Origin of the sequence: Dactylosporangium sp. NPDC050688, from assembly GCF_040654515.1 — a bacterium.
Lineage (GTDB): Bacteria > Actinomycetota > Actinomycetes > Mycobacteriales > Micromonosporaceae > Dactylosporangium.
Window position 1 is genome coordinate 15,991 of sequence record NZ_JBFAIC010000012.1, and the last position, 19,785, is coordinate 35,775.

General features: G+C 71.6%; 19 protein-coding genes and 1 pseudogene. 12 read left to right on the forward strand and 8 right to left on the reverse strand.

Annotated features, from left to right (window positions below; all coding sequences use genetic code 11):
• The first annotated feature begins 14 nt into the window (after positions 1-14).
• Genes AB0H83_RS14170 through AB0H83_RS14195 form a run of 6 tightly spaced genes read left to right on the forward strand, consistent with a single transcriptional unit; the run spans position 15 to position 6,204 of the window.
• Positions 15-1,073, forward strand: a complete 1,059-nt coding sequence (locus AB0H83_RS14170; protein ID WP_360092283.1) for an Ldh family oxidoreductase — start codon at positions 15-17, stop codon at positions 1,071-1,073.
• The gene (locus AB0H83_RS14175) at positions 1,066-2,919 is read left to right on the forward strand and encodes a lantibiotic dehydratase (RefSeq protein WP_360092286.1); all 1,854 of its coding nucleotides are present in this window, start codon (positions 1,066-1,068) and stop codon (positions 2,917-2,919) included. Before AB0H83_RS14170 ends, AB0H83_RS14175 begins: the two co-directional genes overlap by 8 nt.
• Entirely contained in the window at positions 2,864-3,409 is a 546-nt protein-coding gene (locus AB0H83_RS14180) for a hypothetical protein (RefSeq protein ID WP_360092289.1), read from the forward strand. Before AB0H83_RS14175 ends, AB0H83_RS14180 begins: the two co-directional genes overlap by 56 nt.
• On the forward strand, positions 3,379-4,224 hold the full coding sequence (locus tag AB0H83_RS14185) for a phytanoyl-CoA dioxygenase family protein (RefSeq protein WP_360092292.1): 846 nt from the start codon (positions 3,379-3,381) through the stop codon (positions 4,222-4,224). Before AB0H83_RS14180 ends, AB0H83_RS14185 begins: the two co-directional genes overlap by 31 nt.
• Before the next feature lie 31 nt (positions 4,225-4,255).
• Positions 4,256-4,921: a class I SAM-dependent methyltransferase gene (locus AB0H83_RS14190; protein ID WP_360092295.1), complete on the forward strand. Its 666-nt coding sequence runs from the start codon at positions 4,256-4,258 to the stop codon at positions 4,919-4,921.
• A gap of 59 nt (positions 4,922-4,980) precedes the next feature.
• Positions 4,981-6,204, forward strand: a complete 1,224-nt coding sequence (locus tag AB0H83_RS14195; protein ID WP_360092298.1) for an MFS transporter — start codon at positions 4,981-4,983, stop codon at positions 6,202-6,204.
• Between the two features lie 8 nt (positions 6,205-6,212).
• Here the strand turns inward: AB0H83_RS14195 and AB0H83_RS14200 are convergent, their stop codons facing one another.
• Positions 6,213-6,416 (reverse strand): hypothetical protein, encoded by a 204-nt coding sequence (locus AB0H83_RS14200; RefSeq protein WP_360092301.1) that lies wholly within the window; start codon positions 6,414-6,416, stop codon positions 6,213-6,215.
• Positions 6,395-7,330 carry a VOC family protein gene (locus AB0H83_RS14205; RefSeq protein WP_360092304.1) on the reverse strand — a complete coding sequence of 312 codons (936 nt, stop codon included), beginning with the start codon at positions 7,328-7,330 and terminating at the stop codon, positions 6,395-6,397. Before AB0H83_RS14205 ends, AB0H83_RS14200 begins: the two co-directional genes overlap by 22 nt.
• Before the next feature lie 445 nt (positions 7,331-7,775).
• Here AB0H83_RS14205 and AB0H83_RS14210 point away from each other — a divergent pair, with 445 nt between their 5' ends.
• A complete protein-coding gene (locus AB0H83_RS14210) occupies positions 7,776-8,174 on the forward strand; it encodes a hypothetical protein (protein WP_360092307.1) in 399 nt (132 codons plus the stop codon).
• 321 nt (positions 8,175-8,495) lie between these two features.
• On the opposite strand, the gene AB0H83_RS14215 is transcribed toward AB0H83_RS14210, so the two are convergent.
• Both AB0H83_RS14215 and AB0H83_RS14220 read right to left on the reverse strand, forming a co-directional pair.
• Entirely contained in the window at positions 8,496-8,966 is a 471-nt protein-coding gene (locus AB0H83_RS14215) for a hypothetical protein (protein WP_360092310.1), read from the reverse strand.
• Entirely contained in the window at positions 8,963-9,487 is a 525-nt protein-coding gene (locus tag AB0H83_RS14220; protein WP_360092313.1) for a DUF1772 domain-containing protein, read from the reverse strand. The genes AB0H83_RS14215 and AB0H83_RS14220 overlap by 4 nt, the downstream gene beginning before the upstream one ends.
• Before the next feature lie 195 nt (positions 9,488-9,682).
• Here AB0H83_RS14220 and AB0H83_RS14225 point away from each other — a divergent pair, with 195 nt between their 5' ends.
• Both AB0H83_RS14225 and AB0H83_RS14230 read left to right on the forward strand, forming a co-directional pair.
• Positions 9,683-10,831: a sensor histidine kinase gene (locus tag AB0H83_RS14225; protein WP_360092316.1), complete on the forward strand. Its 1,149-nt coding sequence runs from the start codon at positions 9,683-9,685 to the stop codon at positions 10,829-10,831.
• On the forward strand, positions 10,828-11,490 hold the full coding sequence (locus AB0H83_RS14230) for a response regulator transcription factor (protein ID WP_360092319.1): 663 nt from the start codon (positions 10,828-10,830) through the stop codon (positions 11,488-11,490). The genes AB0H83_RS14225 and AB0H83_RS14230 overlap by 4 nt, the downstream gene beginning before the upstream one ends.
• A 183-nt stretch (positions 11,491-11,673) precedes the next feature.
• On the opposite strand, the gene AB0H83_RS14235 is transcribed toward AB0H83_RS14230, so the two are convergent.
• Entirely contained in the window at positions 11,674-12,090 is a 417-nt protein-coding gene (locus AB0H83_RS14235; protein ID WP_360092322.1) for a hypothetical protein, read from the reverse strand.
• A gap of 181 nt (positions 12,091-12,271) precedes the next feature.
• Between AB0H83_RS14235 and AB0H83_RS14240 the strand changes: the two are divergent.
• Positions 12,272-12,442: pseudogene (locus AB0H83_RS14240) on the forward strand (transposase); the annotation flags it as partial.
• A 50-nt stretch (positions 12,443-12,492) separates the two neighbouring features.
• Here AB0H83_RS14240 and AB0H83_RS14245 read toward each other — a convergent pair.
• From AB0H83_RS14245 to AB0H83_RS14255, 3 genes are all read right to left on the reverse strand, one after another.
• Entirely contained in the window at positions 12,493-12,990 is a 498-nt protein-coding gene (locus AB0H83_RS14245) for an inorganic diphosphatase (RefSeq protein ID WP_360092325.1), read from the reverse strand.
• Between the two features lie 276 nt (positions 12,991-13,266).
• A complete protein-coding gene (locus AB0H83_RS14250; RefSeq protein WP_360092328.1) occupies positions 13,267-13,638 on the reverse strand; it encodes a metalloregulator ArsR/SmtB family transcription factor in 372 nt (123 codons plus the stop codon).
• Positions 13,639-14,099: 461 nt separating this feature from the next.
• Positions 14,100-14,327: a hypothetical protein gene (locus AB0H83_RS14255; protein ID WP_360092331.1), complete on the reverse strand. Its 228-nt coding sequence runs from the start codon at positions 14,325-14,327 to the stop codon at positions 14,100-14,102.
• 121 nt (positions 14,328-14,448) lie between these two features.
• On the opposite strand from AB0H83_RS14255, the gene AB0H83_RS14260 reads away from it, so the two are divergent.
• Both AB0H83_RS14260 and AB0H83_RS14265 read left to right on the forward strand, forming a co-directional pair.
• Positions 14,449-15,900 (forward strand): TIGR02710 family CRISPR-associated CARF protein, encoded by a 1,452-nt coding sequence (locus AB0H83_RS14260; RefSeq protein WP_360092334.1) that lies wholly within the window; start codon positions 14,449-14,451, stop codon positions 15,898-15,900.
• Positions 15,897-19,784: an AAA domain-containing protein gene (locus tag AB0H83_RS14265; protein ID WP_360092337.1), complete on the forward strand. Its 3,888-nt coding sequence runs from the start codon at positions 15,897-15,899 to the stop codon at positions 19,782-19,784. The genes AB0H83_RS14260 and AB0H83_RS14265 overlap by 4 nt, the downstream gene beginning before the upstream one ends.
• Position 19,785: the final 1 nt, after the last annotated feature.

Consider the following 19,785-nt stretch of genomic DNA (forward strand, 5'->3'; position numbering starts at 1 on the left):
AGGACGGGACACCCGTGCTGGTCTCCGTTGACCGGATCGCCGACCTCATGACGGACGCGCTGCGCCACCGCGGCTTCACCGCGCCCGACGCCGAGCTGATCGTCGAGGACTATCTGGGTGCGGAGCTGGAAGGCCGCCGCACCCACGGCGTCGGCAGGTTCGTCGTCATCGACCGTTACCTCGACGCACGGGCCGCCGCACCGGCAGTCGTGCACGATCTCGCCGCGGTGGCCGTGGTCGACGGCAACCGCGGCATGGGTCAGCTGGTGTGCCGCGAGGCGACGTCGATCGCGATCGGCAAGGCGCGCGTGTACGGCGTCGGCGTCGTCACAGCCCGCAACTTCACCCGCTTCTCCCGGCTGAAGATCTACGCCGAGCAGGTCGCCCGGGCCGGGCTGATCGCCGTCGCGGTCAACTGCGGCGGGGCGCCGCCGCTCGTGCCGGCCCCCAACACGACCCGCAGGGTCGTCGGCACCAACCCGATCGCCTTCGCGTTCCCGCGTACCGGCGGGCTGTGCTCCTTCGACTTCGCAACCTCCGAACACGCCTGGGGCCACGTCCGGCAGGCCGTCATCGACGGGACGGCCGTGCCGCCCGGATTTCTGGACGAGGAGGGCCGTCCGGTCACAGACCCGGCCCGCGCGGCCAGCATCCGTCCCGCCGGCGGCGGCAAGGGCTTCGCGCTGGGCTTCGCCATCGAGGTTCTCGCCGGGGTCCTGGCCGGCGCCGAGCTGGGCGTCGACCAGGCCAGCCACCTCGATCTGGGGTTCGTCGTCATCGCGCTGGACCCGGCCGCGTTCGGCGTGGACACCGAGGCGGTGATGGCGAGCGTCCGACGGCTGAGCGACCAGGTGGCGTCCGCGCCGCCGGTCGCCGCGGACGGCCCGGTGCCCCGAGCGCCGGGTGACGGCTCCAAGGCCGCCGCGGCCGCCGCCCGCTCCGGCGGGGTGCTCGACCTGCGGCCCGTGGTGCTGGACAAGCTGCTGGAGATGGCAGCGGGCCGGGTCGCCGTTGACGACCTGCCCAAACTCGTTCCGGCCGACCGGCGCGGGCCGCGGGTCGATCGTGGCTGACCGGCCGGATCACCTCGTCGCCCTGTCCGGGACGCGCTGGGCAGTGTGGCGTGACGTCGCGCTGCGCAGCGCGGGCTTTCCCGCCGCCCGTATCGACGGGCTCTGCGACCCGGCGCTGGCCGCGGCCGCCGACAGCGGCGACGACGCCCTGGAGGCAGACTTCGCCCGGGCGACGGACGCGCTCGCGCGGTCGTTGCGCGCCATCGCCGGTGAACCCCGGTTCCGCGAGGCGGTGGCCTGGCAGAACCCCGACCTGGTCCGCACCTGCCTGGACCGGCAGACGTGGGACGGGCCGCGCAACGCCCGCCGCCGCGGCCATGAGCAGACCGTCGCCACCTACTTCCAGCGGTACTGCCTGAAGAACGACACCATCGGCTTCTTCGGGCCCGTCGGCTGGGCCACCGCCGCCGGCGACGGCCTAGGGCTGCAGGTGCGACCCGGCGCCGCGCTGGTGCGCGGCACCACCGTCTACTTCGAGGCGTGGGCGGTGCAGGAGCTGGCCCGCACCCTCGCCGACGACCCCGCGGTTGCCGGCTGGCTGCGGCCGCGCCGCCATACCGCCGACGTACTGATCGGCGACGAGCTGCACCGTCCCGCCGCCCCGCCGGTGCGGCTGGACGCCGGCGAGGCGGAGATCCTGCGGCGCAGCGACGGGTTGGTCACCCTGACCGAGTTGACGCGCCGGCTGACGGGTCCCCTGTTCGCGGACGAGGCCGAGGTACGCAAGGCGGTGACCCGGCTGCGCGACGCGGGTCACCTGACCCTCGGCTTCGACTGCCCGGTGCAGACCTGGCCGGAACGGGACCTGCGCCGGCAGCTCGACCGCATCGGCGACCCCCGGGTTCGAGCGGCCGCGACAGCGCCCCTGGACGGGCTCGTCGCCGCCCGCGACCGGCTGGCCGCCGCAGCGGGCGACGCCGAGCAGGTCATGCGGCACACCACCGCGCTCGAGGAGACGTTCCGCCGGGCCACCGGGCAGGCGACGACCCGCAATCACGGCCGCACCTACGCGGGGCGGACCCTCGTCTACCCCGACGCGTTGCGCGACGTCGACGTCCGGATCGGGGCGCCGCTGCTGGACGCCCTGGCCGGCCCGCTGGGCCTGGTGCTGGACAGCGGCCGGTGGCTGGCGCGCACGGTGGGCGAACGCTACCGCGACGCGTTCACCCGCCTGCACGAGGCCGACGGCACGCCGCTGGCCGCCCTGGTCGGCAGACTGTTTCCCGACCTGACCTCGGTGTCGCGCGAAATGCAGCCCGTCGTCGCTGGCGTGGTCGCCGACTTTCAGCGCCGCTGGCAGCACATCCTGCGGGTTCCGGCCGGCGTCCGGCGACACGCGGTGCGCACCGAAGACGTCGCGGCGGCCTCCGCCGAGCAGTTCGCGGCCGGGCCAGCGCTGTGGAGCGCGGCGCGCACGCACTCGCCGGACCTGATGCTCGCGGCCGCGGACGAGGCGGCCGTTGACCGCGGCGACTTCCTGCTGGTGCTCGGCGAGATCCACCTCGCGTGCACCACTGTGGAGAGCCGGCTCTTCGTCGAGCAGCACCCCGAACCAGCCCGGCTCCTGGCCGCCGCCGAAGCCGACCACGGCGACCGGCGCATCTACGGGATCGAGCCGATGACCTCGCGTTACGTCACGTCGCGGGTCAGCCCGCCGTCGGGGGCTGTTGTCGCCGCGGTACACGTACTGGTCGTGGTCACAGGACCCGGACTCGATCGTCCCGCCTGCGCCCACCCTGCCGGCGGCCTCGCTGGTCGTAGACCGCGACGACGGCTGCCCCGGCGGCCTGGTGGTGCGGTCGCTGCGCACCGGGCAGCGGTTCGACCTGCTGGAGGTCGTCGGTGAGCTGCTGACCGAGGCGGTGGTCAACGCGTTCAAGCCGCTGCCGCCGGGCTCGCACCAGCCCCGGATCACGATCGACCGGCTCGTCCTGTGCCGGGAGGCGTGGACGTTCGACGCGGCCGACACGGCGTGGGCCTTCGCCGCCGACGAGCGCCGCCGGTACGCCGCAGCCCGGCGATGGCGCATCGAGCACGGCCTGCCGGAGCGGCTCTTCTGCAAGGTGCCGACCGAGAAAAAGCCGTTCGCCCTGGACTTCCGCAGCCTGCCTCTGGTCAACCTGCTGGCCAAGACAGTCCGGCAGACCGCCGGGGCCGGTCCGGGCACGTTCACCGTCTCCGAGATGCTGCCGGAGTCCGACGGCCTCTGGCTGACCGACGGCAGCGGCAACCGGTACACCAGCGAACTGCGATTCGTGGCCGTCGACACCGAACAGTCCCTCGCCGCACACCATCGGAGCGACCCATGCAGCCCACCGTCATCGATGCACCGCTGACCGCCGAAAAGGTGGACGCCTTCTGGGAGGACGGCTACCTGCTGGTGCCCGGCGTCCTGAGCCGGGAGGAAGCCGCGCACTACGGCGGCCTGATCCTGGACCTGATGCCCCGGGACCTGCACGTACCGGATCACTGGGAGGCCAACGACGGCCGGTTCAAGCCCTTCTACACCCGCGGCAACGACCGGTTCGACGGACCTGAGTTCATCCCGCTGTTCCAGCACGAGCGGCTGTACCGCGTCATGGCGCAGCTGCTCCGGTCGCCCCGACTGTTCGTGCGGGACGGCTCCGTCGCGATCACTATGCGCACTGACACACCGCACGATTCTGAGCTCAGCCAGCCGCTGCACCTCGACCCGGCGACGCCCGGCAATCGCGACGAGTTCCTCTTCACTCTGCCCGAGGTGGAGATCGGCGGGTGCTACTACTTCACCGACGTCGAGGTCGGCGGCGGTGGCATCCACGTGGTGCCCGGAGGGCACCGGGCAGTGGAGCGGGAGGCGCGGGCCGTGCCGCGCGGGCGTCAGCGCTTCAACCGCTGGCGGGAGTTCGCGCACCTGTTCCCCGAGACCGTCGAGGTGCCCGGCAACGCCGGCGACTTCGTGCTGATGCACCACCTGATGCCGCATGCCGCGTCGTACAACCGCCGGTCCCGGACCCGCCTTGCGCAGTTCTTCCGATACTGCCGCGACGACCAGCCGTACGTCATCGGGGAGCGACCGGGTGACCAGGCGGCGAACCGGGTTTACGGCGACCTGCAGCTGGCCGCGATGACCCCGCTGGGCCGCAAGCTGCTCGGCGTCGACCCCTGGTGACCCGCCCGATCCGCACAGAAAGGACCGCAGCGTGACGGCTGACGACCTGGCCGAGATCTTCGGCGAGATTTACGAGCGCGACGACTGGACCCTGGTCGACGCCGACGACGCCGTGTCCCGGTCGGGGCTCGGCTCAAACCTCGAACAGACACAGACCCTGCGCCGCGAGCTGCCGCCGCTCCTGCGCGAACTCGGCGTCCGCAGCATGCTCGACATCCCCTGCGGCGACATGTTCTGGATGTCCCGGGTGGACCCCGGCGTCGACGCCTACATCGGCGCGGACGTCGTGCCGGCCGTCGTGGAGCGCAACCGGCGGCTCTTTGCCGGGCCGGGCCGCGAGTTCAGGGTCATCGACCTCGTCCGCGACGACCTCCCCCTGGTCGACCTGATCTTCTCCCGCGACTGCCTGGTGCATCTGAGCAATGACCACGCTAAGCTGGCGCTAGCCAACGTCAGGCGCAGCGGCGCGGAATATCTCGCCGCCACAACCTTCACCGAACGCACCTGGAACCGCGACATCGCGGCCGGTGACTGGCGCCCGATCAATCTTTGCAAACCGCCGTTTAATTTGCCGGATCCGATCCGTCTGCTCAACGAGCGATGCACCGAGGTGTATTTTGTCGAACGGGATGGCAAAACGATCGAGCTTCGTTTCCCGGACAAGTCGATAGCGGTCTGGCGAATCGCCGACATCTGAGCAATGAAATGAGGCAGACGACGACGATGCCCCTGAATTCAGCTGGATTCGCGCAAACCGTGCGTGGTCTGCCGACGGCGTTCTGGTGGCTGTGGATCACCACGCTGATCAACCGTGTCGGCGGGTTCGTCTCGGTCTTCCTCATGCTCTACCTGACCCTGGACCGCGGGTTCACCGCCTCGACCGCCGGCCTGGTCATCGCGCTGTGCGGGCTGGGCGGCACGGCGGGCAACTTGCTCGGCGGCGTGCTGACCGACCGCGTCGGCCGGCGCCCAGTGCTGATGGGCGCGCAGCTGCTCAACGCCGCCACCACGCTGCTGCTCGGCTTCGTCGAGCCCAAGGCGGCGATCGTCGTCGTCGCCTTCTTCGCCTGCCTCACCGCCAACGCTTCGAAGCCGGCGATGATGGCGATCGTCGCCGACATTATCCCGGAGCAGGATCGCGGCCGGGCCTTCTCGCTCAACTTCTGGGCGATCAACATCGGGTTCGGCGTCGGCGCCACGGTGGCCGGTCTCGCCGCCGAGTGGGACTATCTCGTGCTCTTCGTCGCCGAGGCGGTGGCGACGGTGATCTGCGGGGTCGTGGTCTACTGGAAGGTGCCGGAGACCCGGCCGGTCGCCCTCCCGGCCGAGGAGGGCACCGCCGCGCCGGCGCGCATCGGCATCTTCCGCGTCCTGGCCGACGGCCGCTTCGTGGCGCTGCTGTGCACCACCGCCGCGCTCTGCCTGCTGTACCAGCAGGCCAGCACGACCCTGCCGGTGACCATGGCCCGCACGGGGCTGACCCCCGCGCAGTTCGGGCTCGTCATCGGTGTCAACGGGCTGCTCGTCGTGGTGCTGCAGATCCCGGTCACCCGGATCGTCGCCACCGCGAACCGTTCGGTGCTGCTGGCACTGGCGTCGCTGCTCAGCGGGTGGGGATTCGGCCTGGTGGTCTTCGCGCACACAACGTGGTTCTACGCGGTCACGGTCGCGGTCTGGACGGTCGGTGAGTGCGTGCTCGCCCCGGTCGCGGTCGAGATGGCCACGAGGTTCGCCCCCGACACCGCCCGCGGCCGGTATCTCGGCCTGTACTCGATCGCGACGTCGTCGCTGCCTGCGATGGTGGGCCCGGCGCTGGGCGGGCTACTTCTGGACCGCCTGGGCGCCGACCCGTTCTGGCTCGGCTGCGGCCTTGTGGGCACCGTCGCCGCCGTCGCCTACGTGCTGCTGACGCGGACGCCGGCCGGTGCGCCGCAGGCCGAGCCTGCGCCCGCGCTGAGCGGGTCGCCGGTCCCGGACTGACCGCACCGTCAGCCGTGCGCACCGTCGTGCCGGATCCGCTCCAGCTCCACGGCCTCGTACAGGGCCCGGATGTTGGCGCTGCCGAAGGTCTGTGCCCCGAGCCGCTCGATGACCTCGAAGAACAGCGTCCGCCGCGGATGGGTTGACCGGGTGAAGATCTGCAGCAGCTGCCCCTGCTCGTCCTCGTCGATCAGCAGGTCCCACTCGCGCAACTCGGCAACGGTGCGGACTTGGGCGTGACCCGCTGGGTGAGCAGCTCGTAGTACGACCCGGGCGCCCGCAGGAACCGCACGCCGCGGTCGGTGAGCGTCCGGACGGCACTGACCGCGTCGTCGGAGGCGAACGCGACGTGCTGGATCCCGTCGCCGCCGTGCTGCTTGAGGAAGTCGTCGATCTGCCCCGGAACGGCGTCCGGCTCAGGCGCGATGATGGTGAAGGTGACCAGCCCCGACGGGCTCTGCACGACCCTGGACCGCATCGCCTGCGGCCCGACAGTGATGAACTCCTGGAAGATCTCGCGGAAGCCCAGCGCGTCGCGGTAGAACGCCACAGCCGCGTCGAGCCGCGAGCTGGCCAGGCACACTGCGAAGTGGTCGACCCGCGTCAGCCCTGGCCCGGCGGCCTCGGGGGTCTGATCGTCGTGCAGCAGCGCCGCGGCCACCCCGGTCACGTCCCGGGCGGTCGCATCGTCCACATAGGAATGCACGACGTCGCCGAAGGCGGCGACGCAGAGCCCGGCGCGCGACCCGCGCAACGAGTCGAGCGCCGGTGCGGGCCGGGCGCCGGCGGCCAACGACGCGGCGTGTGCGGCGTCGGCATCAGGTGTACGCAGCGCGATGTGCGCCACCCCGGTCCCGTGCAGGCTCACGTACAGCTGCGCCGGGTGCTCGTCGAGGAATCCCTGAGTCAGGACGAGCCCGATCCGTCCCTGCCGCAGCGCCGCACTGGCCCAACCACCCGCATCGCATCTGGCGGTCGCCACCTGTCGGAAACCGAACCCATCCGTCCATTCCTGGACGCTGCGCTTCAAGTCGTCCACGTAAATCTCGACAAACGCCGTTTCCATACCGCCCCCGTCGTCAGTCCGGCATTTACCATTTATCCAAGTATATAGCCGTGGTGGCATCTGTCGACCTTGTCGCCGGCGGCGAATTCCTGAAGCAGCCCTCGGCCACCCACCCGTGCGCGGGTCTGCAAGCGTGTTTCCGGATAGGAGGTGTGGTGGAGGCTGAGGAGTCGTTCCATGCCTATGTGTCGGGTCGTTTGGCGGCGTTGTCGCGGATGGCGGACCTGCTGTGCGGTGATCGGCACACCGCGGAGGACCTGGTGCAGGTGACTTTGGTCAGCGAGTTGGGCGAGCAGATGCCACCCGCCCGGCTGCCCGAGGATCTCTGGCGGCGCGGGCGACGGCAACGACACCGGGGAAAGGTCATCGCCGCCGTGGTCGCGGCACTGTTGTGCGCAACCGTGGCCGTCGTGCCCGGCCTGCACCTCGAGCCCCAACCGGCCGAGGGCGCCCGACCATCCCCCGCAGCGTCGAGATCCCATATCCCTGGCAGGCGACGGTCGACATGGCGCCGCCCGGCCCGGCCACGGTGCTGTTCGGCGGCGACAGTTGGGGGCTGACCAGCGACCCCTACCCCTTCGAGGAAGAGGGCGGCAAGCTCGCCGTCGTCGGCCGCAACGGCGCCTACCGCATGCTGCGCTATCCGGACGATGGACTGCGTGCCGGGCACGATGTGCGGCTGTCTCCGGACGGCAACCTCGTCAGCTCCGTCGACATTGCGCAGGACCTGCTGCGCGAGGGGCGGTTCGGCGGCTCGGTGCCAGCGCCGGCGGCGCTGCCGGCCCGCTGGTCGGTGATCGCACAGGGAGCGCTGTGCCTACTGGTGCCGGTGCTGCTGGCGACAGCCGTCGTCGTCCTGATGGTCCGTGCCGTCCGTCGGCGCCGCGTCGCAGCCCGGGTATAGCCGAAACCGCTGGCCGGGCAGGAGCTGCCCGGCCGGCGGCGGCGCGCACATCGGCATGTGTGCGCGCCGGAGACCTGATGACACCAGCTACGCAACGTAGCCACGGCGGGAATCTGTTCGATCGTGCTGGGGCCGAACATGACCGTTCCGGCGGTGCTGTTCTCGTCCGTCACTCGGCACGAGTGGGTGTGATGGACCGCTGGATGGTGTCGAGTCAATGGTCAATCACTCGTTTGGGGGTTCGGGCAGTGTGGATCCACGGCGTAAGTCTTGACGATGCAGCCTTGGCGGGACAGGGCATGCGCTGCCGGAGTTGGCACCCTATCGGCTGGTGTCGCGGGTTCGTTCGGGGCGGCCCGGCACGAGGCGGCACAGCATCGCCGCGACGGCGCCGGTGACCGCGCCGACGATCGTCCCGGTGACGAGGCTGGACACCGCGGCGGCGGTGCGGACGATGCCGCTCTGCACCGTGGGGTCGACGTCGGTGAGGTTCCCGCCGAGGGGCGGGGTGTTCCCGTCGAAGGCGGTGTCCCACAGCAGTTGATGGCCCGCGGCGAGGAACACGCCGTAGAGCGCGCCGATGACCAGGACGGTCACGAACGGGTGCGCCGGCCGCTTGAACAGCACTGCGGCGATCCAGCACAGCGGTGGCAGGAAGACGAACATTCCGTTGACGAAGCTGCCTTCCTCGATGACGCCGAGGTCGTGCAGCGCGACCCGGGGAGCGGCCAGTGCGGCCAGGCCGACCAGCACCAGCCAGGAGAACCCGAGCGCGCGGCGCGGCCGGCTCATCGCGCGGCCTCGGCGACGGCGGCCGCGCGGGCCGTGTCGCGGGTGAAGCGCAGCAGTGCGGTGAAGGCGAGCGCGGCGGTGGCCGCGCCGCCGGCGAGGCGCACCCAGTGCCCGGCGACGAACTCCTCGGCGACCTGCCGCAGGTACTCCGGGGAGTGGGTACCGACCGGGTCGACGAACATGATCTCGTTGCGCGGCCAGAAGAACACCACGGAGAACGCGAACTCGCAGGCGATGAAGACGCCGGCCGCGCCGGTGACCCACCACCGCAGCCGCGGGTCGCGCCACGTGAGCAGCACCGCGGCGAGGCTGCTGAGCACCACCGTGGCGCCCAGCGGCGGGAAGTAGTCGCTCGGGCCGCCCGCGACCATGAACTCGCGGGCTCGCTCCAGCGAGGCCGGGGCGTCGCCGAAGATGTTCGGGTAGAGCATCACCGTCTCGGCAGCAACGCCGCCGAACGACAGCATCGCCGTCCACACGAGCACCACCAGCACGATCCAGGTCACTTTGGTACGCGACACGTTCGAGACCTCCTGCGTCGGTGCGCGCCGTCCCAGGCGCGGTCCATGTGGTCGTCAACCATGCTGCGGTCCGTGAGCGTTGCCGTCTGCCGCCTGCAGGAGCGGACCGGAGTCGCTTCCTGGCGTACGCGGCGCCGGGGACCTGACGCTCCACGGCGACAGCGCAAGCACGGCGCGCCGTTCTACGCTGCTGGTGTGCGTAGCCGACCTAGCCGCACCGATGCGTTGCTCGGTGTCGCCACCTTCTGCCTGGTCGCGGCGGCCGTGGTCACCGACGGCGGGCCGCCCGGCCGGGCTGTGCTCGCCTACGGCTTCGCGGTCGGCTTCGGCGCGCTGCTGCTGTGCAGCCGCCAGTGGCCGGTCCCCGCGCTGCTGGCCACCGCGGCCGGCATCGTCGTGTACTACTCGCTGGATCTCCCGGCGATCGGCCTGGCAGCTCCGACGGCCGCCGTGCTGTACACGGCGGCGGAGTGCGGCAGGGTGTTGCCGGCCGCGGTCGTCGGCGGCGGCCTGCTGGCGCTGTCGGTGGGCATGCGGCTGGTCGAGGGCGACGACGTCTCGATCGTCGTGGGCTTCGACCTCGGCTCCGAGGCCGCGCTGATGCTCGCCGTCATCACCCTCGGCGACGCGGTCCGCAGCCGCAGGTCGCTGCGGGCCGAGATGGCCCGGCAGGCCGCCGCCGCCGCCGAGGACCGTCGCCGGGAGGCCGCCCGGCAGGTCGAGGCCGAGCGGCTGCGCATCGCCAGGGAGGTGCACGACACCCTCGGCCACACAATGTCGGTCATCACCCTGCAGTCGGCGGTGGCACAGGAAGCCCTCACCGACGACAAGCCCGATCAGGCCAGGACCGCCCTCGCCGCGATCAGCTCAGCCGGCGGCAGCGCGATGGCCGAGCTACGCGCCACCCTGCAGACCCTCCGCCACGACTCCGGCACCCGCGAACCCGCACCGGGCTTCGACCAGCTGCACACCCTCGTCGACGGCGTGCGCCACAGCGGCCTACCCGTCGAACTGCGCGTCACCGGCCACGTCGACGCGTTGCCCGCCGTCGTGGCCACGACCGCCTACCGGATCGTCCAGGAAGCGCTCACCAACACCCTGCGGCACGCACACGCCAGCCAGGTGCACGTCACCGTCCAGGCGACAGGACCCCGGCTGTCGCTCGAGATCGTGGACGACGGCCGAGGCGCACCGCCCGGCGCACCGCTGGACACCGGCGGCGACGGGTTGCGTGGGATGTCCGAACGGGTCTCCCTGCTCGGCGGTACCGTCGAAGCCGGCAACAGCGAGCACGGCGGGTTCCGCGTGCACGCACGCCTGCCGCTGGCCGGGAGCCGGGCATGACGGACATCCGGGTGGTCATTGTCGACGACCAGCACCTCGTCCGCGCCGGGCTCCGCGCGCTGCTCGACCGCGCGCCGGACATCACCGTCGTCGGCGAGGCCGGTGACGGTGCAACGGGTCTGGACACCGTCCGCGCCGAGCGACCCGACCTGGTGCTCATGGACGTGCGAATGCCCGGCACGGACGGCATCGAGGCCGCCCGGCGCATCCTGACCGACCCGCAGCTCACCGACGTCCAGGTCGTCATGCTGACCACCTTCGACGACGACGAGTACCTCTTCGAGGCCATCCGCGCCGGCGCGGCCGGCTTCCTTCTCAAGGACACCCCGCCCGACGCCCTGCGTCACGCCGTCCGCACCGTGGCCGGCGGCGACGCACTGCTTTCCCCCGCCGTCACCCGGCGCGTCCTGGCCGCCGCGGCCCGCTCCCCCATAGCGGACCCCCGACGGCTCGCCGGGCTCACCGAACGCGAACGCGACGTCCTGACACAGGTCGGCACCGGACGATCGAACGCGGAGATCGGCGCCGAACTGCACCTCAGCCCGGACACCGCCCGCACCTACGTCAGTCGCCTGCTGACCAAGCTCGACGCCCGCGACCGCGCCCAACTCGTGGTCATCGCCTACGAAACTGGACTCGTCACCCCCGGAAGCACCTGAACCGGACATGCCATGCGCCTGCACAGCACCCGAAGTCGGCGTCCGTTCACCAGCCCACTGGCGACGTCGACCACCTGGCAGCCGGCAGAGCCAGCGTCCGGCTCACCAGAGCCGCCACTGTGCGCGCCATGTTCTCTGGCTGCCCGATTTGCCGGCCAGGGATGGACCGGCGGCGATCCGCTGCTACTCGACGAAGTCCGGGCCGAGGCTGCGGGCGGTGGCCCGAGTCATCTCGCTGACCACGAAGCCCGACGCAGCGATACCGGTGGTGGTGCCATGCGGGCCGAATTCCAGGTGAGCTTCCCCCGGCAGACGGTCGAGCCGGTGGCCGCGCAGGTGGACCGAGACCGCACCCGGCGCCTCTGGCACGACGGCGGTCACCCGGAGCCGGTGGTACACCGACCGCCAGACCGGCATGCCGACCCTGAGGACCAGCACCGCGACCAGCGTCGAGCCGTAGGCGGACCACCAGAAGACCCGGGCCGGCGCGGACGCGGTGAAGTCGGCGCCGGTCCACGGCTGATGCGGCAGCACGAGACCGACACCCAGATACGCGTACAGGTCGATGAGATGCCAGGTCTCGTACCGACCGTCCCGCACCAGGGCCGAGAGACCCGTGGGCCGGCTGGAAACGCACTATCCGCAGGGCGGTGGCACGCGTGACGCGGTCGGGAGTTGACCTCACGCCTCGAAACACAGACCGCATCTGAGCTTCGCGTTTACTTACGCCTGAGTAAAGGACAGATTGATCGGATGGTAGTCGAGGAGTCGGGCGATTCCGTCGACGGCTCGGGAGATCGGGGTGAACGAGCTGACGTTGCGGAACTGGGTGAACGCGTATCGGCAGGCGCACGCCGGCGAGGAGCCGCCGTTGACGATTTCCGAGCGGGCGCGACTGCGGGAACTGGAGAAGGAGAACCGGGAACTCAAGCTGCTGGAGCGTGAGTTCCTGGGAACGTCCCTTCGCTGCTCTTGCTGGGGCGGTGTCAGGGTCGGGCGGTGTCAGGCAGGTGTTCGACGTGTCGCCTGGTACCGGTGCTGTGCTGCGGTGAGTTCCGCTTCGGCTTCGGCACGGTCTCGCCAGCCGCGGACGTCGGTGTGTTTTCCCGGTTCCAGGTCCTTGTAGATCTCGAAGAAATGGCCGATCTCGCTCAACAAGAATTTGGGCAGGTCGGCGAGTGCGCTGATCGCCTGCCACCGGGGGTCGGCAGCCGGCACGCACAGCAGTTTCGCGTCCGGGCCGTGCTCGTCGTGCATCCAGAACAGCCCGATCGGCCGCACCCGAACGCTGCAGCCGGGGAAGGTGGGCGCGTCCAGCAGTACCATCGCGTCGATCGGGTCGCCGTCCTCGGCGAGGGTGTCGAGGATGTAGCCGTAGTCGGCCGGGTATGCGGTGGCGGTGAACAGGGTCCGGTCGAGCCGGATCCGTCCCCGCTCGTGATCCATCTCGTACTTGTTGCGCGACCCGGCCGGGATCTCCACAACCATGTCGACGTCCATGGGACACCTCCACTCGGCGAACGCACTCACACGGTGGTGCTGGCTGCAGCCACAGCCACCTGTCGGCGTCCCTGCGCCAGCGCGCGTGACGCCCTGACCCGGACACCCCAACGCGGTCCGGCTGCCCCCGGCTCGCCGCGGCGAGCAGGGGCCGCTGATCCCAGGCGTGCCCGCCTGCGCCGAGTGGCGGCCGGCCAGCACGGGATCGGCGATGTGGCCACGGTCGCCTCGTCGTCCGGGACCCCGGTGCTGGCGCATGCCTCCGACCGTTGCCGCTCAGCGGGCCCTCCTCGTCGCCCGCTTGCGGGGCGGCGTCAACAGGTCGGCGATCGCCGCGATCGCGGACGGCACGAGGCGGTAGTACGCCCAGACGCCGCGCTTCTCGCGCTCGAGCAGGCCGGCCTCCGTGAGGATCCGAAGGTGATGACTCACGGTCGGCTGGGAGAGGCCAAGCGGCGCGGTGAGGTCGCTCACGGACGCCTCGCCGTCCGGAGCGGACTGGATCAGACTGAGCAGTCGCAGCCGGGCGGGGTCGGCGAATGCCTTCAGCACTCCCGCGAGCTGCTCGGCATCGGCACGGTCAATCGGCTCGCCAGCAAGTGGCGAGGTAGCAGGCATAGTAGTTTTCGCAGTTCCCACGCCTTCCATCGTTCCACCAACACCGTCGATAGGCCGGTGGAACGGGACCATTACCCCGGTCGCGACGTGCTCCGCCGGTCGCGTGACCGCCGCCGTCAGCCGTTGGTACCCGGTGGGGCCTGTCACCCGGTGGTATCCGCTGGCAGGTGACCTGGGCTCGCGGCCTCGGTCCTGACCAGCATGGATGACGTTTCAGCGAGCGCAAGGTTGGCGTCCGAGGAGAACCCGCGGTCGACCACGGTGATCGCCCGGTCCAGCCGTCATCCCGCAGGTCGTCCTGTACTTGCGGGATGACGGTCGCGTCGGCGGTATTGCCCGGCCATAGCCAGCAGCGCACCGGGATGCCCTCGCGGGTGACGGTCAGGCCGATGACGACCTGCGGCAGATCCGGGTGGGTGGTCCTTGTTCTTACCGAACCGGCGCAGCGTCGACACGGTCGCGGCCTCGGGGTCGTCTTGGTCGTCGCTGCGTCAGGCGGCGCGTTGTTGCAGGCGGCTGGCTGCGTGGGTGATCATGGCGACGCCGCGTTGCAGTTCGATTGCTGGGTCGACCTCGGTGCCGGTGGCGTGTCTGGCGGTGACGATGCCGTCGATGACCCATTGCCGGACCAGGGTGGACCAGGCGACGCCCTGGGCTGATGCGAGTGCGACCGGTTCCTCGAGCACGTCGGTGGGCAGGCGCAGGGATCGGCTTACCATCACCTCGGGGATGACTTCGATTGGTTCGGCAATTGGGCGGCCGGGATGCGGCTCTGCCTCCCGGCCGCTGGGTCTCGATGGGCCTGTCGCCGTTTTGGGTGCCGCAGTACAATCCGCGCCGATGGATGAGCTGACGGAAATGCATATACGGCTGCGCCGGATCTTTCGCGGTGAGGAACAGTACTGCTTGGGTCGCCCGGCCGAGCAGGCCCGGCAGTTCCGGCTCGCGGAACTGCTGCCGATCACCATCGAGCACGCCGTGCGCAATTCCGCCGGCGACCTGCCCCGCGGCCCGGTCGACCTACTGGTGAGCCTGTCGGGCTTCTCGCCGGAGACCACGATCCTGGCGTTCGAGTTGCTCAAGCCCAAGCGACTGATGATCATCGGGTCGGAATCCACGCGGGCGAGCATCGACGTGATCCTCGAAAAGATCGACCTGCCGGTATCACGGACGTATATCGAGGACTGCGATCCCACCAATCCCATGGGCATTTATCAGGCGGTGCAGAAGGCCGCCCGGATGGTGCCTCGGCAAGCCGGCCCAGGCCAGGTGATCATCGACATCACCGGTGGCAAGAAAGTGATGAGCGCCAGTGCGGCGCTCGCCGCAGCCCAGTTGGACCTGCCACTGTGCTACGTCGACAGCACCTTCGATCCGGAGCTGCGGCAGTCGCAGCCCGGGACCGAACGGCTGGTGATCGTGCCCAACCCGACGGCCCTGTTTGGCGACCGTGAGCTCGACGACGCGCGCATCGCCTTCCGGCACGGCGCCTACGCGGCGGCGCACGACCGGTTCACCAAGGTCGCCGACGCGGCCTATGAGCCCGCGCACGCCCGGTTCCTCCGCGACCTGTCAGCCGTGTACCGGGCCTGGTGCGACCTCGACTTCTCGTCCCTGCGCGAGCATGCCGCCGTGCTCCGGACCCGGCTGACCGACCCGGGGCATCGGCCCGACGGCGGCGTCGTGAGCCGCCTGCACGAGCAGCTGGACTTCGTCGAGTCGCTCGTCCGGCTGCACGAACGCAAGGCCGAAGGTCCACCGACGATGCTCAACTTCTACCTGCTCGGCGAGCACTACCACGGGATCGACCGCTTCGACTTCGCAGCGCTGCTGTACTACCGCACGATCGAGAGCGCCTTCGCCAACCGCCTGGTCCGGCGGGCGCCGGGGCTCGTCACCGGCAAGCCGGACTACTCGCTGCTGTCGCCGGACGTCGCGCAGCTCACCGCGCGGTATACAACGGTCGCGGAGCGGGTGCACGGCCGTCCCTTCGCGGCCCTGCCGCACGAGATCGGGCTCACTGACGCGGCGCTGCTGCTGTTAGCGCTCGACGACCCGATGCTCGACCTGCTGCAGATGGGGCGCCCGTCCGGGTTCAAACGGCTCACCGGGCTCGTCGGCGCACGCAACCACTCGGTGCTGGCCCACGGCACCACCAGTGTCAACCCCAAGCTCGCCCGGAGCCTGGGTGATTTCGCGTTGCTGGCCATCGGCGCGTTCTGGGAGCTGGAGGCCGACGGCGGCGTGGTCGAGGAGCGTATTGACCGGCTCCGCTTTCTGGTGGAGGCGTGAGCGCTCCGCTCGGCCTGCCGCCGCGGTGGGTCGACGAACTGCGTCGGCAGCGGATGACAGGGCTTCCAGAGTATCTGTACCTGAGCGAGCTGCGCGGAGGCGTCACCCTGCCGCCGGGTACGTCCCTGCGGGACGTCGAGGCCGACCTCAATGAGGGCGCCTGGCTGGTTGCCGACCAGCGGCGGCAGCAGCGCTATCGCCTCGGCGGCGCCCGGTTCGAGGTCGCCCTCCGGCGGCGACCGGCCGAGCAGAGCCGTGAGCCGCTCGCGGTCGCCTACGAGGTGCGGCCCATCGCCGAGGTCCCGCCGAGCGTCCGGCTGCGGGCGACCTGCGCGTTCGTGAGCGTCTTCGACGAGGTCCCGTGCGACCTGCAGGAGGTGCTGGCCCGGCTACACGCGGCCGACAAGGCGGTCGACGATCTCTCGCGCGGCCGGCAGCCGCTGTCCGTGCAGCGGCACGGGCGGCTGCGTGCGGCGGTGACCCGCGCCTACGGGCAGCTCGGCACGCTGCTGACGGTGCTGGAGGAGCGCGCGGACCGGCAGCCCGACATGACCGGCGGCGGCGTGGTGCTGCCGGGCGACCGGATCCGCGTCGAGCTCGACGCCGCAGCGCCCGGCCTGTACCGGCGCCGTGTCACCGTCACCGCCGACGGCCTCACCGACGAGCACCGCACGTCCGTCGGCCGCGTCAACGGGCGCGTCCTGGACCTCGAGCCGATCCCCGGCTGGGAGGTGCCGCCCGGGACCCGTGTGGAGGTGACGGCGGCCGCCCGGTTCGCGATGCGGCAGAACGCGGATGCGCTGCAGCGCTTTCAGCGCGACCACATCGAGGGCAACTGGGAGGACCTGGCTACCCTGCTGTGCGACCCGGGCCGGCTACGGACACCCGAGCAGATTCCGGAGCCGCCGCGGTACTTCTGCGACACGGACCCGGAGGCCGAGCCACTGAACGGGGCACAGCGCGACGCGGTCGCCCGCGCCCTGGCCACTCCGCACGCCCACCTCATCCAGGGCCCGCCCGGCACCGGCAAGACCACCGTGATCAGCGAGCTGGTCCAGCAGCTGATCGCCCGTGGCGAGCGGGTGCTGCTGCTGGCGCCGAGCCACGTCGCCGTCGACGAGGTCTTGATGCGCGTCGGTGCCAAACCGGGAGTGCGGGCCCTGCGCATCACGTGGTCCGCGGACAAGGTCGGCGCCGGCCTGCACCCGTACCTCTTCGACCACGTCGGCCGGGACCTGGCCCGCCTGGGCCTGCGCGACGGCGCGGTCCGCCGGGCCCGCTGGGGGCACCGGCTGGGCGAGATCGACCGGGACACGGCCGCACTGCGGGAGCTGCGCGCCGCGGCTGTGGACCTGGGCGATCGGCTCGCCGCCGAACGGTCGGCGCTAGACGCGCTGCGGCGGGCGCGGGCCTCGGCCGATCTGCGGCGGGTCGCCACCGAGGGGTTGGTCACGCGCGTGACGACCGAGCTGCGGACGCTGCGGCGGCAGGAGCCGGAGCTGGTGGCGGCGCGGGACCGGGCCGACGAGGGGTTCCGGGCGCTGCGGGCGACCCTGCTGCCCCGGCTGCTGGCGCTGCGCACGGCGGCCCTGGCGATCGAGCCGGCAGCCGAGGCGGCCGACGCCGCGGCCGGTCGCGTGGCCGACGCACGGAGTGCGGTCGACGACTGGTCGCGGTCGGTCGCCGAGCTCACCGACCGGCTGCGGCAGTGGCGGGCCGCCGCCGCCGCGCAGGAGCAACTCGTCGCGGCGAGCCTGGCGGCCATCGGTCCGAAGCTCGCCGCGCGGCAGGCCGCGCTCGCGCGGCGGCGGGAGGGCTGGCTCGGCCGGATCGGGCTGGCCGACTTCGGCCCCGAGCACCGGGAGGTTCGCCGGCTCGAGGACGCGTGGCGGCGATGGAGCGAACGGCGTGCCGAGCTGGAGCGATCCGCTGAGCGGGCCGCGGCGGACGAGCGCCGGCTAGTGGAGTACACCGGCAACCGCGACGCCTGGCAGCGACTGCTGCTGGAATGTCACACCGCCCTCGTCAGCGCTGAGGCCGCGTGGGACGCCGCCGTCCGGGACCTCGCCGCCCGGCTGCCCGGAGGGCGCGGGCCCGACCCCGGCCGCGCCGCCTGGTTGGGCGCGGCCCGCACGCTTGGGGCCGTTGTGCAGGCCCACCTGGAGGACCCGGCGTCTGCGCGGGCGCCGGCCGACTGGCCTGCGCTGGGCGGGCTGGACGACGAGCTGGCGGTGTACCGCGCGGCGGCGGCGTTGCGGGCCGAGACCGCCGACCGGCTCGGCGTCATGCACCGCCGGCTGGCGGACGGCGAGCGCGAGCTGCCCGTTCACCGGGAGGCCGCGGCCCGGGCGGACGCCGCCGCCGGGGCGGCCCTGCGGGCCCTGTCCGAAGCGGCCGACGAGCACGCCGCGGCGGTGGCCGCCGCGCGTCGGCGTCTGGCGGCGGCCGGACCGTCAGCGCCGCCGATGCCGTCCGGGCCTGACACTGGCGCCGACCTGGCCGCGGTGGCCGGTGAGGCGGAGCGGCAAATCGCGGGCCTGGCCGGGGAGCGGGAGCGGCTGGCGCGATACCCGGCGCTCCGGGACCGCTGGGAGTCACTCATCGCCGAGCACAGCACCGACGACCTGGTCGAGGACGTGCGCACGTCATTCGTCCGGGCGACGAACCTGGTCTGCGCGACGACGAAGGGCATCGTCAGCCGGGGCAGCGCGCCGGTGCGCGACACCGACTACGACACCCTCATCGTCGACGAGGCCAGCCGGGTCACGGAGAGCGAGTTCCTCATCGGCGCGGTCCGGGCCCGCCGCTGGATCCTCGTCGGCGACGAGCACCAGCTGCCGCCGCACGTCGACGGCGAGGACGAGCGGCACCTGCACGCGCTCACCGCGATCCACCGGGTGGAGCGCGGCGCCGCGCCGACGCTGGAGGCCGCGGTCGGCGACCTGGCCGCGCTGTGGCAGGAGGACGACGAGCTGCGCCAGTTTCGCCGCCGCGAGGTGACCGAACAGGCGACGACGCTGCTGAGCACCGGCGAGTGGGCCGAGGGGTACCGTGAGACGTTCCAGGAGGCGCACCGGCACTTCACCGACAATGGTGAGGCCGACGCCGAACTGCTCCAGTCGATGCGCCGGCACCTGGTGCACAGCCTGTTCCAGCAGGCGGTCGGGCCGGTGCGGCCGCAGCTGCGCACGGCGCTGGAGGAGCAACGGCGGATGGTGCCGGCCCTGGCCCGGGTGGTCCGTGAACCCGTCTACGGCGGCCGGTACCGCGACCCGGAACCCGCCGAGTTCGAGCGCCTCGGGTTGCAGGCGCTCATCACGCCGACGTTCCCCGCGCCAGTCGTCCTGCTCGACACCAGCCGGTACCAGGACAGGGCCCGCGACGAGCAGGTCGGCCACGGCTTTGTCAACCGGCTGGAACAGGACGCGATCGTGCAAGCCCTGGTGACGTTCGACCGGGAGCTGTTCGACGCGAGCGTGCCGGCTGCCACGGTCAGCGTGCTCGCGTTCTACAAGGCGCAGGCCGAGGCGATCCGGCGCCGGACCGCGAAGCTGCGCTTCCAGGTACTCGAACTCGGCGTCGTCGACGTCATCGACGCCATCCAGGGCCAACAGGCCGACATCGTGATGCTGAGCTTCACCCGCACCCGCACCGGCGGCGTGCGGCCCGGCAGCAGCTTCGGCCTGTGGCTGCAGGACGTCCGCCGGCTCAACGTCGCCTGCACCCGGGCACGGCGCAGCCTCGTGCTCGTCGGCCACGGCGACACGCTGCGGCGGCTCAACGGGATCGACGCGGCCCAGCGCTTCTACGCGCACCTGTTCGAGCTGTTCGCCACCGACCCCGACTTCCAGGTCAAACCGCGCTTCCAGGTCGGGAGGCGGTAGC

Bases quoted from the DNA above. Each gene is read 5' to 3' on its own strand.
- AB0H83_RS14185 (WP_360092292.1), top strand. From the start codon at position 3,379: ATGCAGCCCACCGTCATCGATGCACCGCTGACCGCCGAAAAGGTGGAC.
- AB0H83_RS14205 (WP_360092304.1), bottom strand. From the start codon at position 7,330: ATGCCACCACGGCTATATACTTGGATAAATGGTAAATGCCGGACTGAC.
- AB0H83_RS14210 (WP_360092307.1), top strand. From the start codon at position 7,776: ATGGCGCCGCCCGGCCCGGCCACGGTGCTGTTCGGCGGCGACAGTTGG.
- AB0H83_RS14215 (WP_360092310.1), bottom strand. From the start codon at position 8,966: ATGAGCCGGCCGCGCCGCGCGCTCGGGTTCTCCTGGCTGGTGCTGGTC.
- AB0H83_RS14230 (WP_360092319.1), top strand. From the start codon at position 10,828: ATGACGGACATCCGGGTGGTCATTGTCGACGACCAGCACCTCGTCCGC.
- AB0H83_RS14245 (WP_360092325.1), bottom strand. From the start codon at position 12,990: ATGGACGTCGACATGGTTGTGGAGATCCCGGCCGGGTCGCGCAACAAG.
- AB0H83_RS14250 (WP_360092328.1), bottom strand. From the start codon at position 13,638: ATGGAAGGCGTGGGAACTGCGAAAACTACTATGCCTGCTACCTCGCCA.
- AB0H83_RS14255 (WP_360092331.1), bottom strand. From the start codon at position 14,327: ATGGTAAGCCGATCCCTGCGCCTGCCCACCGACGTGCTCGAGGAACCG.
- AB0H83_RS14260 (WP_360092334.1), top strand. From the start codon at position 14,449: ATGGATGAGCTGACGGAAATGCATATACGGCTGCGCCGGATCTTTCGC.